General features: G+C 59.1%; 11 protein-coding genes and 2 pseudogenes. 6 read left to right on the top strand and 7 right to left on the bottom strand.

What is annotated here, in order from left to right; translation table 11 throughout:
* The first annotated feature begins 1 nt into the window (after position 1).
* Positions 2-370 carry a 2OG-Fe(II) oxygenase family protein gene (locus KHU30_RS11205; protein WP_407928058.1) on the top strand — a complete coding sequence of 123 codons (369 nt, stop codon included), beginning with the start codon at positions 2-4 and terminating at the stop codon, positions 368-370.
* A gap of 34 nt (positions 371-404) precedes the next feature.
* On the opposite strand, the gene KHU30_RS11200 is transcribed toward KHU30_RS11205, so the two are convergent.
* The 6 genes from KHU30_RS11200 to KHU30_RS11175 form a co-directional block, all read right to left on the bottom strand.
* Positions 405-1,001, bottom strand: a complete 597-nt coding sequence (locus tag KHU30_RS11200; protein WP_211442709.1) for an SIS domain-containing protein — start codon at positions 999-1,001, stop codon at positions 405-407.
* Between the two features lie 35 nt (positions 1,002-1,036).
* Entirely contained in the window at positions 1,037-1,195 is a 159-nt protein-coding gene (locus KHU30_RS11195) for a hypothetical protein (RefSeq protein ID WP_211442708.1), read from the bottom strand.
* 172 nt (positions 1,196-1,367) lie between these two features.
* A complete protein-coding gene (locus tag KHU30_RS11190) occupies positions 1,368-2,096 on the bottom strand; it encodes an alpha/beta fold hydrolase (RefSeq protein WP_211442707.1) in 729 nt (242 codons plus the stop codon).
* A 432-nt stretch (positions 2,097-2,528) separates the two neighbouring features.
* Positions 2,529-2,723: a hypothetical protein gene (locus KHU30_RS11185; protein WP_061935368.1), complete on the bottom strand. Its 195-nt coding sequence runs from the start codon at positions 2,721-2,723 to the stop codon at positions 2,529-2,531.
* A 164-nt stretch (positions 2,724-2,887) separates the two neighbouring features.
* Entirely contained in the window at positions 2,888-3,238 is a 351-nt protein-coding gene (locus tag KHU30_RS11180; protein ID WP_211442706.1) for a hypothetical protein, read from the bottom strand.
* Between the two features lie 421 nt (positions 3,239-3,659).
* Entirely contained in the window at positions 3,660-3,896 is a 237-nt protein-coding gene (locus KHU30_RS11175) for a hypothetical protein (protein ID WP_211442705.1), read from the bottom strand.
* Positions 3,897-4,655: 759 nt separating this feature from the next.
* Here KHU30_RS11175 and KHU30_RS25385 point away from each other — a divergent pair.
* From KHU30_RS25385 to KHU30_RS11165, 4 genes and pseudogenes are all read left to right on the top strand, one after another.
* A pseudogene (locus KHU30_RS25385) lies at positions 4,656-4,787 on the top strand (ESPR domain-containing protein); the annotation flags it as partial.
* 156 nt (positions 4,788-4,943) lie between these two features.
* Positions 4,944-11,888: pseudogene (locus KHU30_RS25730) on the top strand (ESPR-type extended signal peptide-containing protein); the annotation flags it as partial.
* A 675-nt stretch (positions 11,889-12,563) separates the two neighbouring features.
* The gene (locus tag KHU30_RS25165; RefSeq protein ID WP_230427343.1) at positions 12,564-13,520 is read left to right on the top strand and encodes a YadA family autotransporter adhesin; all 957 of its coding nucleotides are present in this window, start codon (positions 12,564-12,566) and stop codon (positions 13,518-13,520) included.
* 312 nt (positions 13,521-13,832) lie between these two features.
* Positions 13,833-14,861, top strand: a complete 1,029-nt coding sequence (locus tag KHU30_RS11165; protein WP_211442704.1) for an aldo/keto reductase — start codon at positions 13,833-13,835, stop codon at positions 14,859-14,861.
* 24 nt (positions 14,862-14,885) lie between these two features.
* Here the strand turns inward: KHU30_RS11165 and KHU30_RS11160 are convergent, their stop codons facing one another.
* On the bottom strand, positions 14,886-16,334 hold the full coding sequence (locus KHU30_RS11160; protein ID WP_211442703.1) for an aldehyde dehydrogenase family protein: 1,449 nt from the start codon (positions 16,332-16,334) through the stop codon (positions 14,886-14,888).
* Positions 16,335-16,623: 289 nt separating this feature from the next.
* On the opposite strand from KHU30_RS11160, the gene KHU30_RS11155 reads away from it, so the two are divergent.
* Positions 16,624-18,072 carry a phytoene desaturase family protein gene (locus KHU30_RS11155; protein ID WP_211442702.1) on the top strand — a complete coding sequence of 483 codons (1,449 nt, stop codon included), beginning with the start codon at positions 16,624-16,626 and terminating at the stop codon, positions 18,070-18,072.
* The last annotated feature ends 169 nt before the right edge of the window (positions 18,073-18,241 follow it).

Raw genomic sequence — 18,241 nt, 5'->3', positions numbered from 1 at the left:
CATGCTGAACAACTTGCGCGACTATCTTGCAATCGCATTCAAATGGCAACGGGGGAGGCAGGGCACCGGCTACGACAAGATGCTGTTGCTGACGGCGCGCTGGCCGCTGCCTTTCGACAGCTACCTGATCCGCTATCCGGCCGGCGCGGAGATTCCGCCGCATACCGACGCGGTCGCACACGGCAGGCATTACCGCCTGAACCTGGTGCTCAAACGCTCCCCGCGCGGCGGCGAGTTTGTCTGCAGTGCACCCATCCTGTCGACTTCACGCATCAAGCTGTTCCGTCCCGATCAATGCGAGCACAGCGTGACCCGGGTGGAAGGCGGCAGCCGCTATGTGCTGTCGATAGGCTGGATTCGCGGGAAGTAGAAAGCGGGCTATAGCAACGATCAGCGGCCAGGAACTATTGGCCGTCTGCGTAATTCTCCGGGAAGAAATGACGCTCGACCAGTTCGATCAGGATGTGCAGCACCTTGATGTGCAGCTCCTGCACGCGGTCCGCAAACTTGCCGCCTGGAGTACAGATGTAGACACTGCTGAGCGCCTCCAAGGTTGCGCTCCGTTTGCCGGACAGGATGATCACGCTCATGCCCTGCGCCTGCGCCGCCTGTGCTGCGCGGATGATGTTCTTGCTGGTGCCGCTGGTGCTGAGCGCCAGCAGGCAGTCGCCGGCGCGGCCGTGGCCTTCGATGTAGCGCGAGAATACTTGTTCGTAGCCATGATCGTTGCCGACGCAAGTCAGGTGGCCTGCATCGCTGATGGCGGTGGCGCCCAGGGCGGCGCGGTCGAGCCGGTAACGGCCGGTCAGTTCCTCGGCAAAATGCATGGCGTCGCACATCGAGCCGCCGTTGCCGCATGAGTACACCCGGCCCTTGCGCCGGAACACATCGATCAAGAGCTGGCCCGCCTGTTCAATCGCGTCCAGCGCCGTCGGATTGGCGAGCAAGGCATTCAGTGATTGCTGTGCTTCGACCAGGCTTGCGTTGATGTGTTGCTTCACTTTGAAAACTCCGTTCGCGTATTGGCGTTTGATGATTAGCGGTTGATGGTGCGGGTAACGCCGGTATCGATCACGCCGTAGGGCGTGACGCTGCTGCCGCTGATGTTGCCATTGCTGCCGCCGTCGCTGTTCGGCGACACGTGGCCGCAGGCAACAAGGAGGAAGCTGGCGGTAACGAAAAAGAATAGGCGCATCGTGGTCTCAAGAATTGAATGGGTACCCTGACTGACAGGCTGGCGGGCGAAACGTTCCGGACCGGCCGGTGCGCCTGCTTGCCTGAATCATACTATTTATTGATATTTTCTTAGATCATGACAAATCCTGCTTATCCGCCGCTCTCGCGGAGCGGGCATCCGCGGATAGACCTCAGTGCTGCCGGCCGCAATCAGCCAACAGCGTCATCAGCTCTTCGAATTCCGCCGGGCGTTCTGCCGCCAGCAAGGGAAACAAATGATGATGGTCGGTGTCCGCCACCACCCGCAGCCGGCGCGAACGCGCCTGGCGCGCGGACAGCACCAGCCGCTCCGGTATCTCCAAAGGGATGACGGCATCGCGCTCGGCGGCGATCACCAGCAGGTCGCCCTTGAATTGCCGGAGGATTTCCCAGGCGTCGCTGCCGGCCCAGCTGCGATGGCGGCGGATAACCTCTGAAAACAGCGGTCCGAACGGCAAGTCGTAGGCGGCGGGTGTATAGACCCCAGGCACGATCAGAATCAACCCGGCGACCTGCTGCGTCTGCGTCAGCCGGATGGCGTTGTAGGCGCCCATGCTGGCGCCGCATATCACCAGCGGGCCGGCCGGCGGGTCGACCAGTTTCCTGGCGGCGATCACAGCCTCGGCCTGGCGCGTGCGGCTGTGCAGCGAAGACGTAGAGAGGGCGCCGCCGGTGTCGCCATGGCCGATGCAGTCGAAGGAGGTGGTGGCGATCCCGCGCTGCTGCAACGCCGGCCGCAGGCCGGAACGGCTAGCGGTCGCCCGCGAACTGACGCCGGCGCCGTGCAGCAGCAGGATGTGCTGCGATGAAGCGGCGGGCTGGAAATCGCCCTTCAGGATGGCATTTTCGTAAGAGACGTCAAAGGACTCGGTGGCTTGCATGATCGGGTAGGGAACGAGGATGGACAGGTCGCGCTGCGCTACCTTACCTCAACTCGGATCGTCTGCGTTATTTTTTGCTTGACCTCAAGTTAACTTGAGATTTTACACTCATCTCCGGTATCTGAAATCCTCTCGCCGCACTCTCACCAGACGCAGTGCGTCGCTACCCCAGCCCGTCGGAGAGACAGCTCCGACTTCCATCCGCAGGAAATGTGCAACCAGCTTGGCATCCAGGCCGATCTTGGCAACTGCCGGGCGATCGATCTCGCCGCCTGAGTCCAGGCAGGCGCGCCGTGGAGCGACAGGCTGGCTAAGGGAAGAGAAATGGGAAAGCGCAATACGGGAGATGAATGCGAAAAATGGAATTTTCCCGGGCGGGAAAATTCCATCCTTTTAGATTTGCCGCAATTCGTTCAGCGGCCAATCAGCCGCTCAGGCAGGCTGATCAGGGACATCGCCCTCTTTGTTTTCTGCTTCCTTGTTTTCCAGGTGTTCGGTAACCGCTTCCACACCTTTGTAGCCGGCGACGGCTGCAATGCCTTCCGTCAGGATGGATGCGTTCGGATCCAATTTCTTGACACCTTCAACGGCCACCACAGCGCCAATGACTTCTTCCAGAATACCCATGACCAACTCCTTGAAAAATATCGAACAACGGAATTTTTAACTGCGCAATCAATTGCGCAAAACAGCTTCGCCCCACGCCGGAACGCACCATGGCGGCACGACTGCGTTACCGCAATCATGCCGCCATGCTCATCATAGTCGTGGAGCGCACGACATGCCGTACTTTATTTAGCGGCGGGAGCGACAGGGGCAACTGCCTTGGCTTCTACCTTGGTGTCTGCCTTTGCCTCTGTCTTTGCTTCTGCCTTCGCTGCAGGCGCCTTGGCTTTTACCTTGGCCGCTTTACGGGCAACCTTGGTTTTTTCAGCTTTTGCAGTCTTGACTTTGGCTGCTGCTGGAGCTGCCTTGGTTTCGGTCTTGGCATCCGCCTTGACATCGGCCTTCACATCAGCCTTTACAGCCTGGGTGGTCGTTGCGGCGGCAGCAGGTGCAGCTGGAGCAGCAGGTGCGGCGGCTTGCGCGAAAACGGAAGTAGCGAACAGGCCAGCGATCAGAGTAGCGATTAATTTGTTCATTTGTGCACCTTAAAGTTATCTTGATTAACTCAGGTAATTCCCGAGGTCCTGAGCAATTAACGAGTGGTGCCGGCGGGATGTTGACGGCTATTACATGCCGTTACAACTTCGGACATTTGCGAAGTATTGCAGAGCACGGCATCGATTCCGGCACAAAAAGATTTTCAGAATACCGCTTCGCAAAAACAGAACGCTCCCGGCCGGTTCATTTTTGTTGAGGCGGAAGCGGAAGAACCTCGATCGCGAAACCAAGGTAGCAATGCAGGGTAGGGGAAGAGAAATTCCGGCTGTAGCGCAGGCCGCTCTGCGGAAAAAACCAATTCGTCGCGCCAAATGCCAGAAGGCCATGAATGCGGTGTATCCGCGTTCATGGCCTTCTGTGGTTTATGCGCGTGCCAGGCACGGCATAAGGTACTGCGATTTACTTAGGAGCGGCTTCTGTAGCAGCGTCCTTGGCTTCAGCGGCTTTCGCCTTGGCTTTAGCAGCCTTGTGGTGAGCCTTGGCCTTCACGTGCTTGGCTGGAGCAGCGGCAGCTTCGACAGCAGTGCGGTCATTGCGTGCGTCCGGATGGCTAGCCAGGACACCGCTGGAGTCTTGAGCTTGGGCGAATGGGGCAAATGCGATGAGGAGTGCGGCAACACCTAGCAGCTTTTTCATTTTTCAATCCTTTAAATGGTTGAGGTTAACATCCGCGTTTGCTGCGGCATAAGCTTAAAAACGCGGCTGGCGGAATTTGGTTGACCGCTTTCTTGCTTATCTCCCCGATCCGCCGCTTTCTTCGACTACGCCGGTCGATGCCCTTGCGCCGCCGGCCGGCTCCTGCGCTCCTCGAAATGCTAAGTGGCTGAGCGCAAGTCCTTGATTTCGCAAGGCATCTATCTGCAATGCGATTTTTACAAACACAAGGTTTTGCCGCAAGCAAACAGCTTTCCCGAAGGCATCCGTGTGGACACGGAACAACAAAAGTTTCCCCACGTCATCGCTATAAAGGCCCCCGGTGTCATCAAATGTTAATTATTGTCACAATTCCAAAAAGTTATCAGTCAATTATTGTTTCAGTGTACAAAACCCAATAGAGTCTGCTGAAAAATTCAGCACCTTCTAGGCGTTACCTGATTTATCGGCTGCACATTGGGCTAAACGCGTCACTTTATTGCCCCGCACCAGGGTCCTTGGAGATGCCGGATTTTCAGGGGAAATTGAATACATCGCATACGGCAGGCCATACCGCCAAATGCCGATGCTGTCACCAGCGCCTCATTCAGAGAGCGCTCATTTCACCAATCCTGCCTTACCGTTTTCACGCAAGAGAAGTTTTACCGCGCTGCCTCGTTTAGTACCGTGTGTTTGTTGTTTTCAGCGCGATCCGTTTGATTTGATGCCTCAAGCCCTACTCAATTTTTATTAGAGCCAACCATGAATAAAATTTATCGCACGGTCTACAACGAGGCCCTCGGCACCTGGATCGCCGTCTCTGAAAACACCAAGGCACGCGGCAAGCGCAGCAGCGCGAAAGCAGCGGCGATAGCAACGGCGTCGCTGCTTGCGGCGGGCGGGCTGCTGCCCGGCGCCGCCTACGCCGGCGGCGGCATCTACGTCAATGATAATAACGACACCTCCTGCAGCCAGGTTGCGGATGGGGGAACAGTCCAGGTCACCAATGCGAACTGCAGTATCAGCAACGCGGCGACGCAAACCAACCGCGTGCTGTTCTACACTCCGGGTGCGTCCGCCACTGCTACCGACCCTACAAGCGTGTCGGTTGGCGGACAGATCAACGTCAATGGCACAGGGTCTGTCATCAATGGCCTGAGCCTGAATACTCAAAAGCTGACCAATGTACTGGCGGGCACGGCCAGCACTGATGGCGTCAATGTCGGCCAGTTGAATTCATTGTCGACTTCCACTTCGACAGGTTTGAGCACGGTCACCAGCAATGTCACTTCACTGTCCAGCGGTCTCAGCACGACCAACAGCAATGTGACGTCGTTATCGACTTCAACCTCGACCGGGTTGAGCACGGTCACCAGCAACGTCACTTCGCTGTCCAGCGGCCTCAGTACTACCAACAGCAATGTGACGTCGCTATCGACTTCAACCTCGACCGGGTTGAGCACAGTCACCAGCAACGTTACTTCGCTGTCCAGCGGACTCAGTACTACCAACAGCAATGTGACATCGTTGTCGACTTCAACCTCGACCGGGCTGAGCACGGTCACCAGCAACGTTACTTCGCTATCCAGCGGCCTCAGTACTACCAACAGCAATGTGACGTCGCTATCGACTTCAACCTCGACCGGTTTGAGCACGGTCACCAGCAACGTCACTTCGCTGTCTAGCGGTGTCAGCACGACCAACAGCAATGTTTCTTCGCTATCGACTTCAGCCTCGACCGGGTTGAGCACGACTAACAGCAGCGTTTCGTCCTTGTCGACTTCGACTTCAACCGGTTTATCCAGCCACACCAGCAGCATCAATTCTTTATCGACTGGTTTGAGTACGACCAACAGCAATGTTTCTTCGTTATCGACTTCAGCTTCGACCGGGTTGAGCACCGCCAACAGCAATGTGACATCACTGTCGACCTCCACGTCAACCGGCCTGAGTACAGTCACCAGCAACGTCACTTCACTGTCCAGCGGTCTCAGCACGACTAACAGCAATGTGTCGTCACTGTCGACGTCAACCTCGACCGGGTTGAGCACAGTCACCAACAACGTTACTTCGCTGTCCAGCGGACTCAGTACTACCAACAGCAATGTGTCTTCACTGTCGACATCAACCTCGACCGGTCTAAGTACGACGAACAGCAGCGTGTCTTCGCTGTCGACCTCGACTTCCACAGGCATCAGCACTAACACCAGCAACATCGGTTCGCTTTCCACCGGCCTGAGCACGACCAACAGCAACGTCACTTCGCTGTCTAGTGGTCTCAGCACCACTAACAGCAATGTATCTTCGTTGTCGACTTCCGCATCGACTGGCCTGAGCACAACTAACAGCAGTGTTTCATCACTGTCGACGTCGACCTCGACCGGCTTGAGCACAACAAACAGCAGCGTGAGTTCTTTGTCGACTTCGACTTCCACGGGCATCAGCAGCAACACCAGCAACATCGGTTCGCTGTCTACTGGCCTGAGTACAACAAATAGCAACGTCACTTCGCTGTCCAGCGGACTCAGCACGACTAACAGTAATGTATCTTCGCTGTCGACTTCTGCATCCACTGGCCTGAGTACAACGAATAGCAGCGTGTCGTCACTGTCGACATCGACCTCGACTGGCCTGAGTTCGACTAACAGCAACGTTACTTCGCTGTCCAGCGGACTGAGCACCACCAACAGCAATGTGTCGTCGCTGTCGACTTCGACCTCGACCGGCTTGAGCAGCACGAACAGTAACGTCACGTCGTTGTCCAGCGGCCTCAGCACGACAAACAGCAATGTGTCGTCATTGTCGACTTCGACATCGACTGGCCTGAGCAGCGCCAACAGCAACATCACATCGTTGTCCAGTGGACTGAGCACGGCAAATAGCAACGTGTCGTCGTTGTCGACCTCGACCTCGACGGGTCTAAGCACAACAAATAGCAATGTCACCTCACTGTCCAGCGGACTCAGTACCACAAACAGCAGCGTGTCCTCGCTATCGACATCCACTTCGACCGGTCTGAGTACGACGAACAGCAATGTGTCTTCACTGTCGACCTCGACTTCTACTGGGATCAGCACCAACACCAGCAACATCGGTTCGCTGTCTACCGGCCTAAGCACGACCAACAGCAGTGTCTCCTCGCTGTCGACGTCGACCTCGACTGGCTTGAGCAGCACGAACAGTAACGTCACTTCATTATCCAGCGGCCTCAGCACGACAAACAGTAATGTGTCGTCATTGTCGACTTCGACCTCTACTGGTCTGAGCAGCGCCAACAGCAACATCACATCGTTGTCCAGCGGTCTCAGTACCACAAACAGCAGTGTGTCCTCGCTATCGACATCAACTTCGACCGGTCTGAGTACGACGAACAGCAATGTGTCTTCACTGTCGACCTCGACTTCCACTGGAATCAGCACTAACACCAGCAACGTTGGCTCGCTGTCTACCGGCCTGAGCACCACCAACAGCAGTGTCTCTTCGCTGTCGACGTCGACCTCCACTGGTCTGAGCACAACGAACAGCAGCGTGTCGTCACTGTCGACCTCGACTTCCACTGGGATCAGCACTAACACCAGTAACATTGGTTCGCTGTCTACCGGCTTGAGCACAACAAATAGCAGTGTGAGCTCCTTGTCGACCTCGACCTCAACAGGCATCAGCACCAACACCAGCAACATCGGTTCGCTGTCTACCGGTCTGAGCACCACCAACAGCAGTGTGTCCTCGTTGTCGACGTCCACCTCGACCGGCTTGAGCACAACGAATAGCAGTGTGAGCTCTTTGTCGACTTCGACCTCAACGGGCATCAGCACCAACACCAGCAATATCGGTTCGCTGTCCACCGGCCTGAGTACAACCAACAGCAACGTCTCCTCGCTGTCGACGTCGACCTCCACAGGTCTGAGCACAACGAACAGCAGCGTGTCGTCACTGTCGACATCAGCCTCGACTGGTTTGAGTACGACGAACAGCAATGTGTCTTCGTTGTCGACTTCCGCATCGACTGGCCTGAGCACAACTAACAGCAACGTCACTTCACTGTCCAGCGGACTTAGTACCACCAACAGCAGTGTGTCGTCGCTGTCGACTTCGACTTCCACAGGTATCAGCACCAATACCAGCAACATCAGTTCGCTGTCTACCGGCCTGAGCACCACCAACAGCAGTGTATCCTCGTTGTCGACGTCCACCTCGACCGGTCTGAGCACAACGAACAGCAGCGTGTCGTCACTGTCGACCTCGACTTCCACTGGGATCAGCACTAACACCAGTAACATTGGTTCGCTGTCTACCGGCTTGAGCACAACAAATAGCAGTGTGAGCTCCTTGTCGACCTCGACCTCAACAGGCATCAGCACCAACACCAGCAACATCGGTTCGCTGTCTACCGGTCTGAGCACCACCAACAGCAGTGTGTCCTCGTTGTCGACGTCCACCTCGACCGGCTTGAGCACAACGAATAGCAGTGTGAGCTCTCTGTCGACTTCGACCTCAACGGGCATCAGCACCAACACCAGCAATATCGATTCGCTGTCCACCGGCCTGAGCACCACCAACAGCAGTGTGTCCTCGTTGTCGACGTCCACCTCGACCGGTCTGAGCACAACGAATAGCAGTGTGAGCTCTTTGTCGACTTCGACCTCAACGGGCATCAGCACTAACATCAGCAATATCGGTTCGCTGTCCACCGGCCTGAGCACCACCAACAGCAGTGTGTCCTCGTTGTCGACGTCCACCTCGACCGGCTTGAGCACAACGAATAGTAGTGTGAGTTCCTTGTCGACTTCGACTTCCACAGGTATCAGCACCAACACCAGCAACATCGGTTCGCTGTCTACCGGCCTGAGTACGACCAACAGCAGTGTGTCTTCGCTGTCGACGTCGGCCTCGACCGGCATCAGCACGGCGCAAAGCGGCGTGAGTTCGCTTTCTACCGGCCTGAGCTCGACCATCAGCTCGCTCTCGACCGGCATCACTACCGGCGGCTTGGTCGTTACCGGATCAACTATTACCAACGGCATCGATAACAGCGGGCAAAAAATTACCAATCTGGCTGCCGGCACGGCCGCAACGGACGCCGTCAACTACGGCCAATTGACGTCGCTGTCGACTGCAACCTCAAGCGGCTTGAGCTCCTTGTCGACGTCGACTTCTACAGGCATCAGCACCAACGCCAGCAATATCGGTTCGCTGTCCACCGGCCTGAGCACCACCAATAGCAGCGTGTCGTCCTTGTCTACCTCGACTTCCACAGGGATCAGCACCAACACCAGCAACATCGGTTCGCTGTCTACCGGCCTGAGCACCACCAACAGCAGCGTCTCATCGCTGTCGACGTCGACCTCGACAGGACTGAGCACAACAAACAGTAACGTCACTTCACTGTCCACCGGACTCAGTACGACCAACAGCAGTGTCTCCTCGCTGTCGACGTCGACCTCCACAGGTCTGAGCACAACCAACAGCAACGTCACTTCGCTGTCCAGCGGCCTCAGTACGACCAATAGCAATGTCTCCTCGCTGTCGACGTCGACCTCCACAGGTCTGAGTACAACAAACAGTAACGTCACTTCACTGTCCAGCGGACTCAGTACGACCAACAGCAGTGTCTCTTCGCTGTCGACGTCGACATCCACAGGTCTGAGCACAACGAATAGCAACGTGTCGTCACTATCGACCTCGACTTCGACGGGATTGAGCACAACAAACAGCAACGTCACTTCACTGTCCAGCGGACTCAGTACGACCAACAGCAATGTGTCTTCACTGTCGACCTCAACTTCCACAGGGATCAGCACTAACACCAGTAGCATTGGTTCGTTGTCTACCGGCTTGAGCACAACAAATAGCAGTGTGAGCTCCTTGTCGACTTCGACCTCAACAGGCATCAGCACCAACGCCAGCAACATCAGTACGCTGTCCACCGGCCTGAGTACAACCAACAGCAGCGTCTCCTCGCTGTCGACCTCGACTTCCACAGGGATCAGCACCAACACCAGCAATATCGGTTCGCTGTCTACTGGTCTGAGCACAACAAACAGCAACGTCACTTCACTATCCAGCGGTCTGAGCACCACCAACAGCAGTGTGAGTTCCTTGTCGACTTCGACTTCAACAGGCATCAGCACCAACACCAGCAATATCGGTTCGCTGTCCACCGGCCTGAGTACAACCAACAGCAGCGTCTCCTCGCTGTCGATCTCGACCTCGACAGGTCTGAGCACAACAAACAGCAACGTTACTTCGCTGTCCAGCGGACTCAGTACCACCAACAGCAATGTGTCTTCACTGTCGACCTCGACTTCCACTGGGATCAGCACTAACACCAGCAACATTGGTTCGCTGTCTACCGGCCTGAGTACGACCAACAGCAATGTCGATTCCTTGTCGACGTCCACGTCCACCGGGCTGAGCACAACCAATAGCACCGTGAACTCCCTGTCGACCTCCACCTCGACCGGCTTGAGCACCGCCAACAGCAGCGTGAGCTCCTTGTCGACCTCGACTTCGACCGGCCTGAGCACGACGAACAGCAGCGTGTCGTCGCTCTCTACGTCCACCTCGACGGGCATCAGCACCAACGCCAGCAATATCGGCTCGCTGTCCACCGGTCTCAGCACCACCAACAGCAATGTGGATTCCTTGTCGACTTCCACCTCAACCGGGCTGAGCACGACCAACAGCACCGTATCGTCGCTATCGACATCAACCTCAACCGGCTTGAGCACAACCAACAGCAACGTATCTTCGCTGTCGACGTCGACTTCGACCGGCTTGAGCACGACGAACAGCAGTGTGTCTTCACTGTCGACCTCGACTTCCACAGGCATCAGCACCAACGCCAGCAACATCAGTACGCTGTCTACCGGCCTAAGCACCACCAATAGCAGCGTGTCGTCCTTGTCTACATCGACTTCCACAGGGATCAGCACCAACACCAGCAACATCGGTTCGCTGTCTACCGGTCTGAGCACGACCAACAGCAGCGTGTCGTCCTTATCGACCTCAACTTCTACTGGTCTGAGCACAACAAACAGCAACGTCACTTCACTGTCCAGCGGTCTGAGTACCACCAACAGCAGTGTGTCTTCGCTGTCGACGTCGGCCTCTACCGGCATCAGCACGGCGCAAAGCGGCGTGAGTTCGCTTTCTACCGGCCTGAGCTCGACCATCAGCTCGCTCTCGACCGGCATTACTACCGGCGGCCTGGTCGTTACCGGATCAACGATTACCAACGGCATCGACAACAGCGGGCAAAAAATTACCAATCTGGCTGCCGGCACGGCCGCGACGGATGCTGTCAACTACGGCCAATTGACGTCGCTGTCGACTGCAACCTCAAGCGGCTTGAGCTCCTTGTCGACGTCGACTTCTACAGGCATCAGCACCAACGCCAGCAATATCGGCTCGCTGTCCACCGGTCTCAGCACCACCAACAGCAATGTGGATTCCTTGTCGACTTCCACCTCAACCGGACTGAGCACGACCAACAGCACCGTATCATCGCTGTCGACATCAACCTCAACCGGCTTGAGCACGACCAACAGCACCGTATCGTCGCTGTCGACGTCGACCTCAACCGGCTTGAGTACAACCAACAGCACCGTATCTTCGCTGTCGACGTCAACCTCGACCGGCTTGAGCACGACGAACAGCAGTGTGTCGTCACTCTCGACGTCGACCTCGACCGGACTGAGTACAACGAACAGCAGCGTATCGTCGTTGTCGACCTCAACCTCGACTGGCTTGAGCACGACCAACAGCAGCGTGAGCTCCTTGTCGACTTCAACCTCGACCGGGCTGAGCACCACCAACAGCAGTGTGTCGTCGCTTTCGACATCGACATCGACCGGCATCAGCACCAACGCCAGCAACATCGGCTCGCTGTCCACCGGTCTCAGCACCACCAACAGCAATGTCGATTCCCTGTCGACTTCCACGTCCACCGGACTGAGCACCACCAATAGCACCGTGAACTCCCTGTCGACCTCCACCTCGACCGGCTTGAGCACTACCAACAGCAGCGTAAGCTCCTTGTCGACCTCGACTTCGACCGGCCTGAGCACGACGAACAGCAGCGTGTCGTCGCTCTCGACATCCACCTCGACGGGCATCAGCACCAACGCCAGCAATATCGGCTCGCTGTCCACCGGCCTCAGCACCACCAACAGCAACGTCGCTTCCTTGTCGAGCGGCCTGAGTTCAACCACCAGCGGCATCGCTTCGCTGTCGACCTCGGCCTCGACCGGCCTGAGCACGGTCAACAGCAGCGTGAATTCACTGTCGGCGTCAACTTCAACCGGCCTGAGCACCACCAACAGCAGCGTGCATTCGCTGTCGACCTCGACTTCGACCGGGCTGAGCACTACCAACAGCAGCGTGAGCTCCTTGTCGACTTCAACCTCGACCGGCCTGAGCACCACCAACAGCAACGTAAGTTCGCTGTCGACCTCGACTTCAACCGGCTTGAGCACCACCAACAGCAGCGTAAGTTCGCTGTCGACGTCAACGTCAACCGGCCTGAGCACCGCCAACAGCAGTGTCAACTCGCTGTCGACTTCCACTTCGACCGGCCTGAGCAGCACCAACAGCAACGTCAATTCGCTGTCGACCGGCATTTCCAGCAACACTTCGAACATCACCTCGCTGTCGACCGGGATCTCGTCCTTGTCCACCGGCCTGAGCCAGATCACCTCGCTGTCTACCGGCATCACCAATATCGTCAACGGCGCCAATTCCTTGTCGACCTCGCTGAAGCCGCTGGTGGATGCTTCCAATGCAGCGGCGGCCAACGGCGCCACGGTGGGCGCGACAACGATAGGCGGCGCCAATAGCGACGGCACGGTGCAAACCCGCGGCACCAGCGGCACGGTCATCAAGAACGTGAACGCGGCCACCTGCACCACCGCCAACGGCGTCGACGCCACCGCCAACGGCTTGTGCACCCAGGCGACCAAGGACGGCGCCACCGCGCTGGGTTCGAATGCGCAGGCGACCGACACCAACACCACCGCGGTCGGCTTCCGCGCCCTGGCTTCGCAAGCCGGCTCGGTCGCCATCGGTAACGATGCCCAGGCCACCGGCGATCCTACCGTGGCCATCGGCCAGAGTTCGCGCGCTACCGGCAACCAGGCGGTAGCCGTGGGCGCCACCGCGCAGGCGACCGCGAACAACTCGACGGCGATCGGCACCAACGCCCAGGCCACCGCGGATAATTCCGTGGCGGTGGGCGCCAATTCGGTGGCCAACCAGGCCAACACGCTGTCGGTCGGTTCCGCCGGCAGCGAGCGCAGGATCACGAACGTGGCGCCAGGCATCAATCCGACCGATGCGGTCAACGTCTCGCAGCTGAACAACTCGATCGGCAACCTGAACAATTCGATCAACCAGGTCAGCCAGAAAGCCAACCAGGGGATTGCCGCAGCGACCGCGATCACGATGATTCCGCAAATGCCGGACAACAAGCACTATTCGGTCGGCCTGGGCGTCGCCAACTACGCCAACCAGGCCGCGATTGCAGCGGCGGTGCAAGGGCGCGCCAACGACAACCTGACCTTCAAGATCGGGGTCGGCGTCAGCGGCAACCAGGTCACCTACGGCGCAGGCGGCAACTTCTCGTGGTAAGCACTATGCAGTAGCGCGTCCGGCCGGCAGCCGGCGCCTTGCAATGAAGAGCGTGTCGATGGCTTTGCGGCTGCCGGCACGCTCTTTTCTTTGGCCCGTCCATGTCCCTTCGGCCCGCGCTTTACTGCTGGCTTGCTGCTGGCTTGCTGCCGACTGCGGCTGCAAGATACAGCCCGAAAACCCGTCCGCGCGCCCGCCGGTGCCGCGGGCGAGAATGTCGTACAATCTTCGAAAGTTTCCCAAGAGATACTTTCACCTGTCCTTCTTGCCGTTTGTCGCAGCCCACTTCATTCGTCTGTCAGGAGACCCACCATGCAATACACCATGCTCGGCCAGACCGGCCTGTTGATTTCCCGCCTGGCGTTCGGCGCCATGACTTTCACTTCCGGCAATAAAGACATAGGCGCCATCTACAAGGTCGGCGCGCAGCTGGCCGACGAGCTGGTCGGCCATGCCCTGAGCGCCGGCGTCAACCTGTTCGACACCGCGGATGGCTATGCCGGCGGCGAATCGGAGACCCTGCTCGGGCAGGCGCTGAAATCGCGCCGCAACGACGTCCTGATCGCCACCAAGGTCGGCTTCCGCACCGGGCCGGCGCTGATGCAATCGGGGCTGTCGCGGCGGCATATCTTGTGGTCTATCGACCAGAGCCTGAAGCGCCTGAATACCGACTGGGTGGATATCTACATCGCCCACCGGGAAGACCCGCACACGCCGCTGGAAGAAACGCTGTGGGCGCTGGACGCCGTGGTGCGTTCCGGCAAGGCGCGCTATATCGGTTTCTCTAACTGGTCGGCCTGGAAGGTGGCGGCGGCGCTGGAAATCCAGAAGGCCAACGGCCTGGCGCCGTTCACCCACGGCCAGATGCACTATTCGCTGCTGGGCCGCGATGTCGAGCGCGACGTGGCGCCGATGATGCGCCGCTACGGTCTCGGCATGACGGTGTGGAGTCCGCTGTCTTCCGGTTTCCTGAGCGGCAAATACACCCCGCAAACCTTGTCCAGCCCGGACAACCGCTTCTCCGGCTTCGACCTGCTGCCGTTCGACAAGGAACACGGCTTCGCGGTGGTCGAGCGCATGCGCGGCATCGCCCGCCGCCACAACGCCAGCGTGGCGCAGGTTGCGCTGGCCTGGCTGCTGGCCAAGGATGCAGTCAGCAGCGTTTTGATCGGCGCTTCGAAACTGCCGCAGCTGGAAGATAACCTCGGCGCCGCCGGCATCAAGCTGAGCGCCGAAGAAGTCGCCGAACTGGACGCCGCCACGCCGTTGGCGCCGGTGTATCCGAACTGGTTCATCGACAACCTGGCCGACCGGCCGGCGGTGGAAGCCCTGGGCCGCTAGGCAGGCAGCGGCCCAGGTTGCGGATCAGACGGTCTTGATGAACAGCGAAATCAGCTTGCGCGTGGTGGCGGTGTAGGGCGGGTAAAACATCTTGGCCAGCATGATGCGGCCGCGCACCACCGCGCGCTCGTGAGAAAACGCCAGGAAGCCGTGGTGGCCATGGCCGCTGCCGATGCCGGAATTATTGACGCCGCCGAAGGGCAGGTTCCCGTGCAGGAACTGCACCACGCAATGGTTGATGCAGGCGCCGCCGGAAGTAGTCTGCTGCATCACCTTGTCGATGTTTGCCTGCTTGCGGCTCCAGACGTACAGCGCCAGCGGCTTGGGATCAGCATTGATGCGCGCGATCACCGCACTGAGCTCGGTGAAGCTGATGATAGGCAGCAGCGGTCCGAAGATTTCTTCGCTCATGATCTTGGCGTCATCCGGAATGCCATCGATCAGGGTCGGCGCGATGTAGCGCTGGCCGGCATCGGCCTGGCCGCCGGTCACCACCCGCGCGCCGCGCGCCTTGGCGTCGTCGAGCAGGGCCTTGACGCGCTCGGCGTGGCGCTCATTGACGATGCGCGCCAGGAACGGACTCTCGGCTTGCTGCACATCCTTGCCATAAGCCTGTTCCAGGGCGGCGATGCAATGCTGCAGGAAGGCGTCCTTGACGCTGGCATGCACATACACGTGATCGGGTGCGATGCAGGTCTGGCCGTTGTTGGTGAATTTGGCCCAGAGGATATTCTGGGCAGCCATCGCCAGGTCGGCGCTCTCGTCGACGATGGTCGGCGATTTGCCGCCCAGTTCCAGCGTGACGCTGGTCAGGTGTTTGGCCGCCGCCGCCATGACGATCTTGCCGACTGCCGGCGAACCGGTGAAGAAGATGTGGTCGAAGGGCAGTTCCAGCAGCGCCTGCGCCACCGGCGCCGGGCCCTCGAACAGCGCCACTTCGTCTTCCACGAACACTTCGCGCAGGATCTTGCCGATCACGGCGGAAGCGTGCGGCGTCATTTCCGAAGGCTTGACGATGGCCGTATTGCCGGCCGCCAGCGCCGACACCAGCGGCCCCAGGCTGAGGTTGACCGGATAGTTCCAGGGCGCCACGATCAGCACCCGGCCCTTGGGTTCGTACTGCATATAGCCTTGGGTACCGACCGACAGCCGCGACGGCCATACCTTCTTCGGCTTCATCCAGCTGCCCAGCTTGCGGATGGCGTCATTGGCTTCGGCGATCACAGGCAGGATTTCCGTCAGCTCGACCTCGGCCGCAGGCTTGCCGAAATCGGCAAAACCGGCAGCGATGATCGCCTCGCGGTTGGCCAGCACCGCCGCTTTCAATTTGCGGATCTTGGCGATGCGTTCGGCCTTGCCGGATTGCCGCAGGCGCAGCGCAGTAGCGCGCTGGCGTTCAAACACGCGCAGGATTTCACTCTTGATCTGGCCGAGCTCCAGCTCGGCGCCGGCTTCGTTCACGATGGTGTTCATAGTCTGCCTCTGATGTTTATTTTTATATACGTCAGCGAGGATTCCGCTGTCTCGGCCAGGCGCCGCAACGATAAGTGCAGTTTCCCGGCTACGTCGTTCTCATACGTGCCAATAACCCTTGCCGCCCCATCATATGCAACAAATGTGCGCTTGTAAAAACTAATCTCTAGAGGATTCATAGACAAATCTGAGCAGGGATCCAGCCGCGGCAGGCAAAAGCCTGGCGTGAAAAATTACGCTACCATGGCCGTCGAAAAGACAGCTCCCATCCATCTAAAAAAAGCACACGATGAATCCAAAACATGTCGCCATCATAGGCGGTGGCGTGTCCGGCCTTGCGGCCGGCATCCACCTGGCCCGCCAGGGCGCCCGCGTCAGTCTGTTCGAGGCCAACGAGGCCCTCGGCGGATGCTGTTCCACCACCGAGATGGACGGCTACACCTTCAACAACGGCGCCATGTTCATCGCCGTGCCGCGCCTGCTGGACCATGCCTTCGCCCGCCTCGGCCTGGACCGCGCCGCGCAACTGCCGCTGCGCCGCATCGCCGTACCGCAGGCGTCGCAGTTGCCGAGCGGCGCCCTGATCACCCTGGGCGACCGCCGCCACATCCGCATCGACGGCAAAGACAGCGCCGCCCGCACGGCGACGCTGCAGGCAGAGCTGGAACGCTGCATGGACAAATGGCTGCCGCTGCTGGATATTTTCACCGACCAGCTGCTGCCGCAGCCGCTGTCGCTGCCGCGCGTGATCGCCAAAGCCTGGCGCCATCTGCCCAAGCTGCGCGGCAGCCTGGCCGATGAACTCAAACGCAGCTTCAGCGACCCGGAAGCACGCGCCGCACTGGCCGCGGTGACGCTCTACGCCGGCCTGCCGATAGAACGCACGCCGGTATCCCTGATCGTCGGCCTGATCTCCATGCTGGAAGACGGCCTGCACCTGCCCGAAGGCGGCATGGGCAGCATCGGCGCGCTGCTCGCCGCCACCCTGCGCCAGCTTGGCGGCCAGATACATACCGGCGCCAAAGTCGCCAAGATCGCCATCAAGGACAAGCGCGCGCAAGGCCTGCTCCTGGCCGGCGGCGAACAGATCGCCTGCGACGCCGTGATCTCGACGGTCGGGGGCATGAACACCTTCAGCCACCTGGCCGACAGCGACCAGGTGCCGCGCGCCATGCGGCGGCGCGTGCAAGGCGCGCCGCTATCGCACCGCACGCTCAGCATCCAGCTCGGCCTTGCCAACCGCCTGCAGCCCGCCGCCCATTCCGTCAACCACATCCCGCTGATGGAAGAACAGAAGCGCATGCTGGCGCCGCAGGCGGGCGGCATCAAGTGGTTCAGCTACACCGTGCCGACCCTGCCCATGCCCGAACTGGCGCCGCCCGGCGGCAGCATCGTCGAGATGTTCGCCGCGGTCGATGAAAACCTGCCGCTGGAGGCCTGGACCGAACAAGCCAAGACAGCAGCCGCCGACGCCGCCATCGCTGCATTGGCGCAGCAGCAGCCGCTCGAAATCGTCACCAGGCGCATCACCAGCCCGAAAAACTACGCCGAGCGCATGCACCTGTTCGGCGGCGCCGTCTATGGCCTGTCGCCAGCGGCACGGCCGGACCAGCAGTTTCCGCACAAGACGCCGATAGACGGCTTGTACCTGGCAGGGCAGACCACTTATCCCGGATTCGGGGTGGCGACGGCGATGTTTTCAGGGGTGTTTGCGGCTGAGGCGCTGAACGGCAGATAAGGCTGGAACGAGGCCCAATATCGTTCAAGTTTTGAATCACACGGCACGGGCAGCCCGCACCGCAGCTCCGTCATCCCCGCGAACGCGGGGATCCACGTTGCTTAATAAGCTATTGAAAATGGATTCCCGCATTCGCGGGAATGACGGCTGCAACAAGCTCAAGCGCCCA

The sequence above is a fragment of the Collimonas humicola genome (genome assembly GCF_018304945.1).
GTDB lineage: Bacteria > Pseudomonadota > Gammaproteobacteria > Burkholderiales > Burkholderiaceae_D > Collimonas > Collimonas humicola.
The sequence above is the reverse complement of the archived record's forward strand: the minus strand, read 5'-3'. Positions and strand labels throughout refer to the sequence as shown.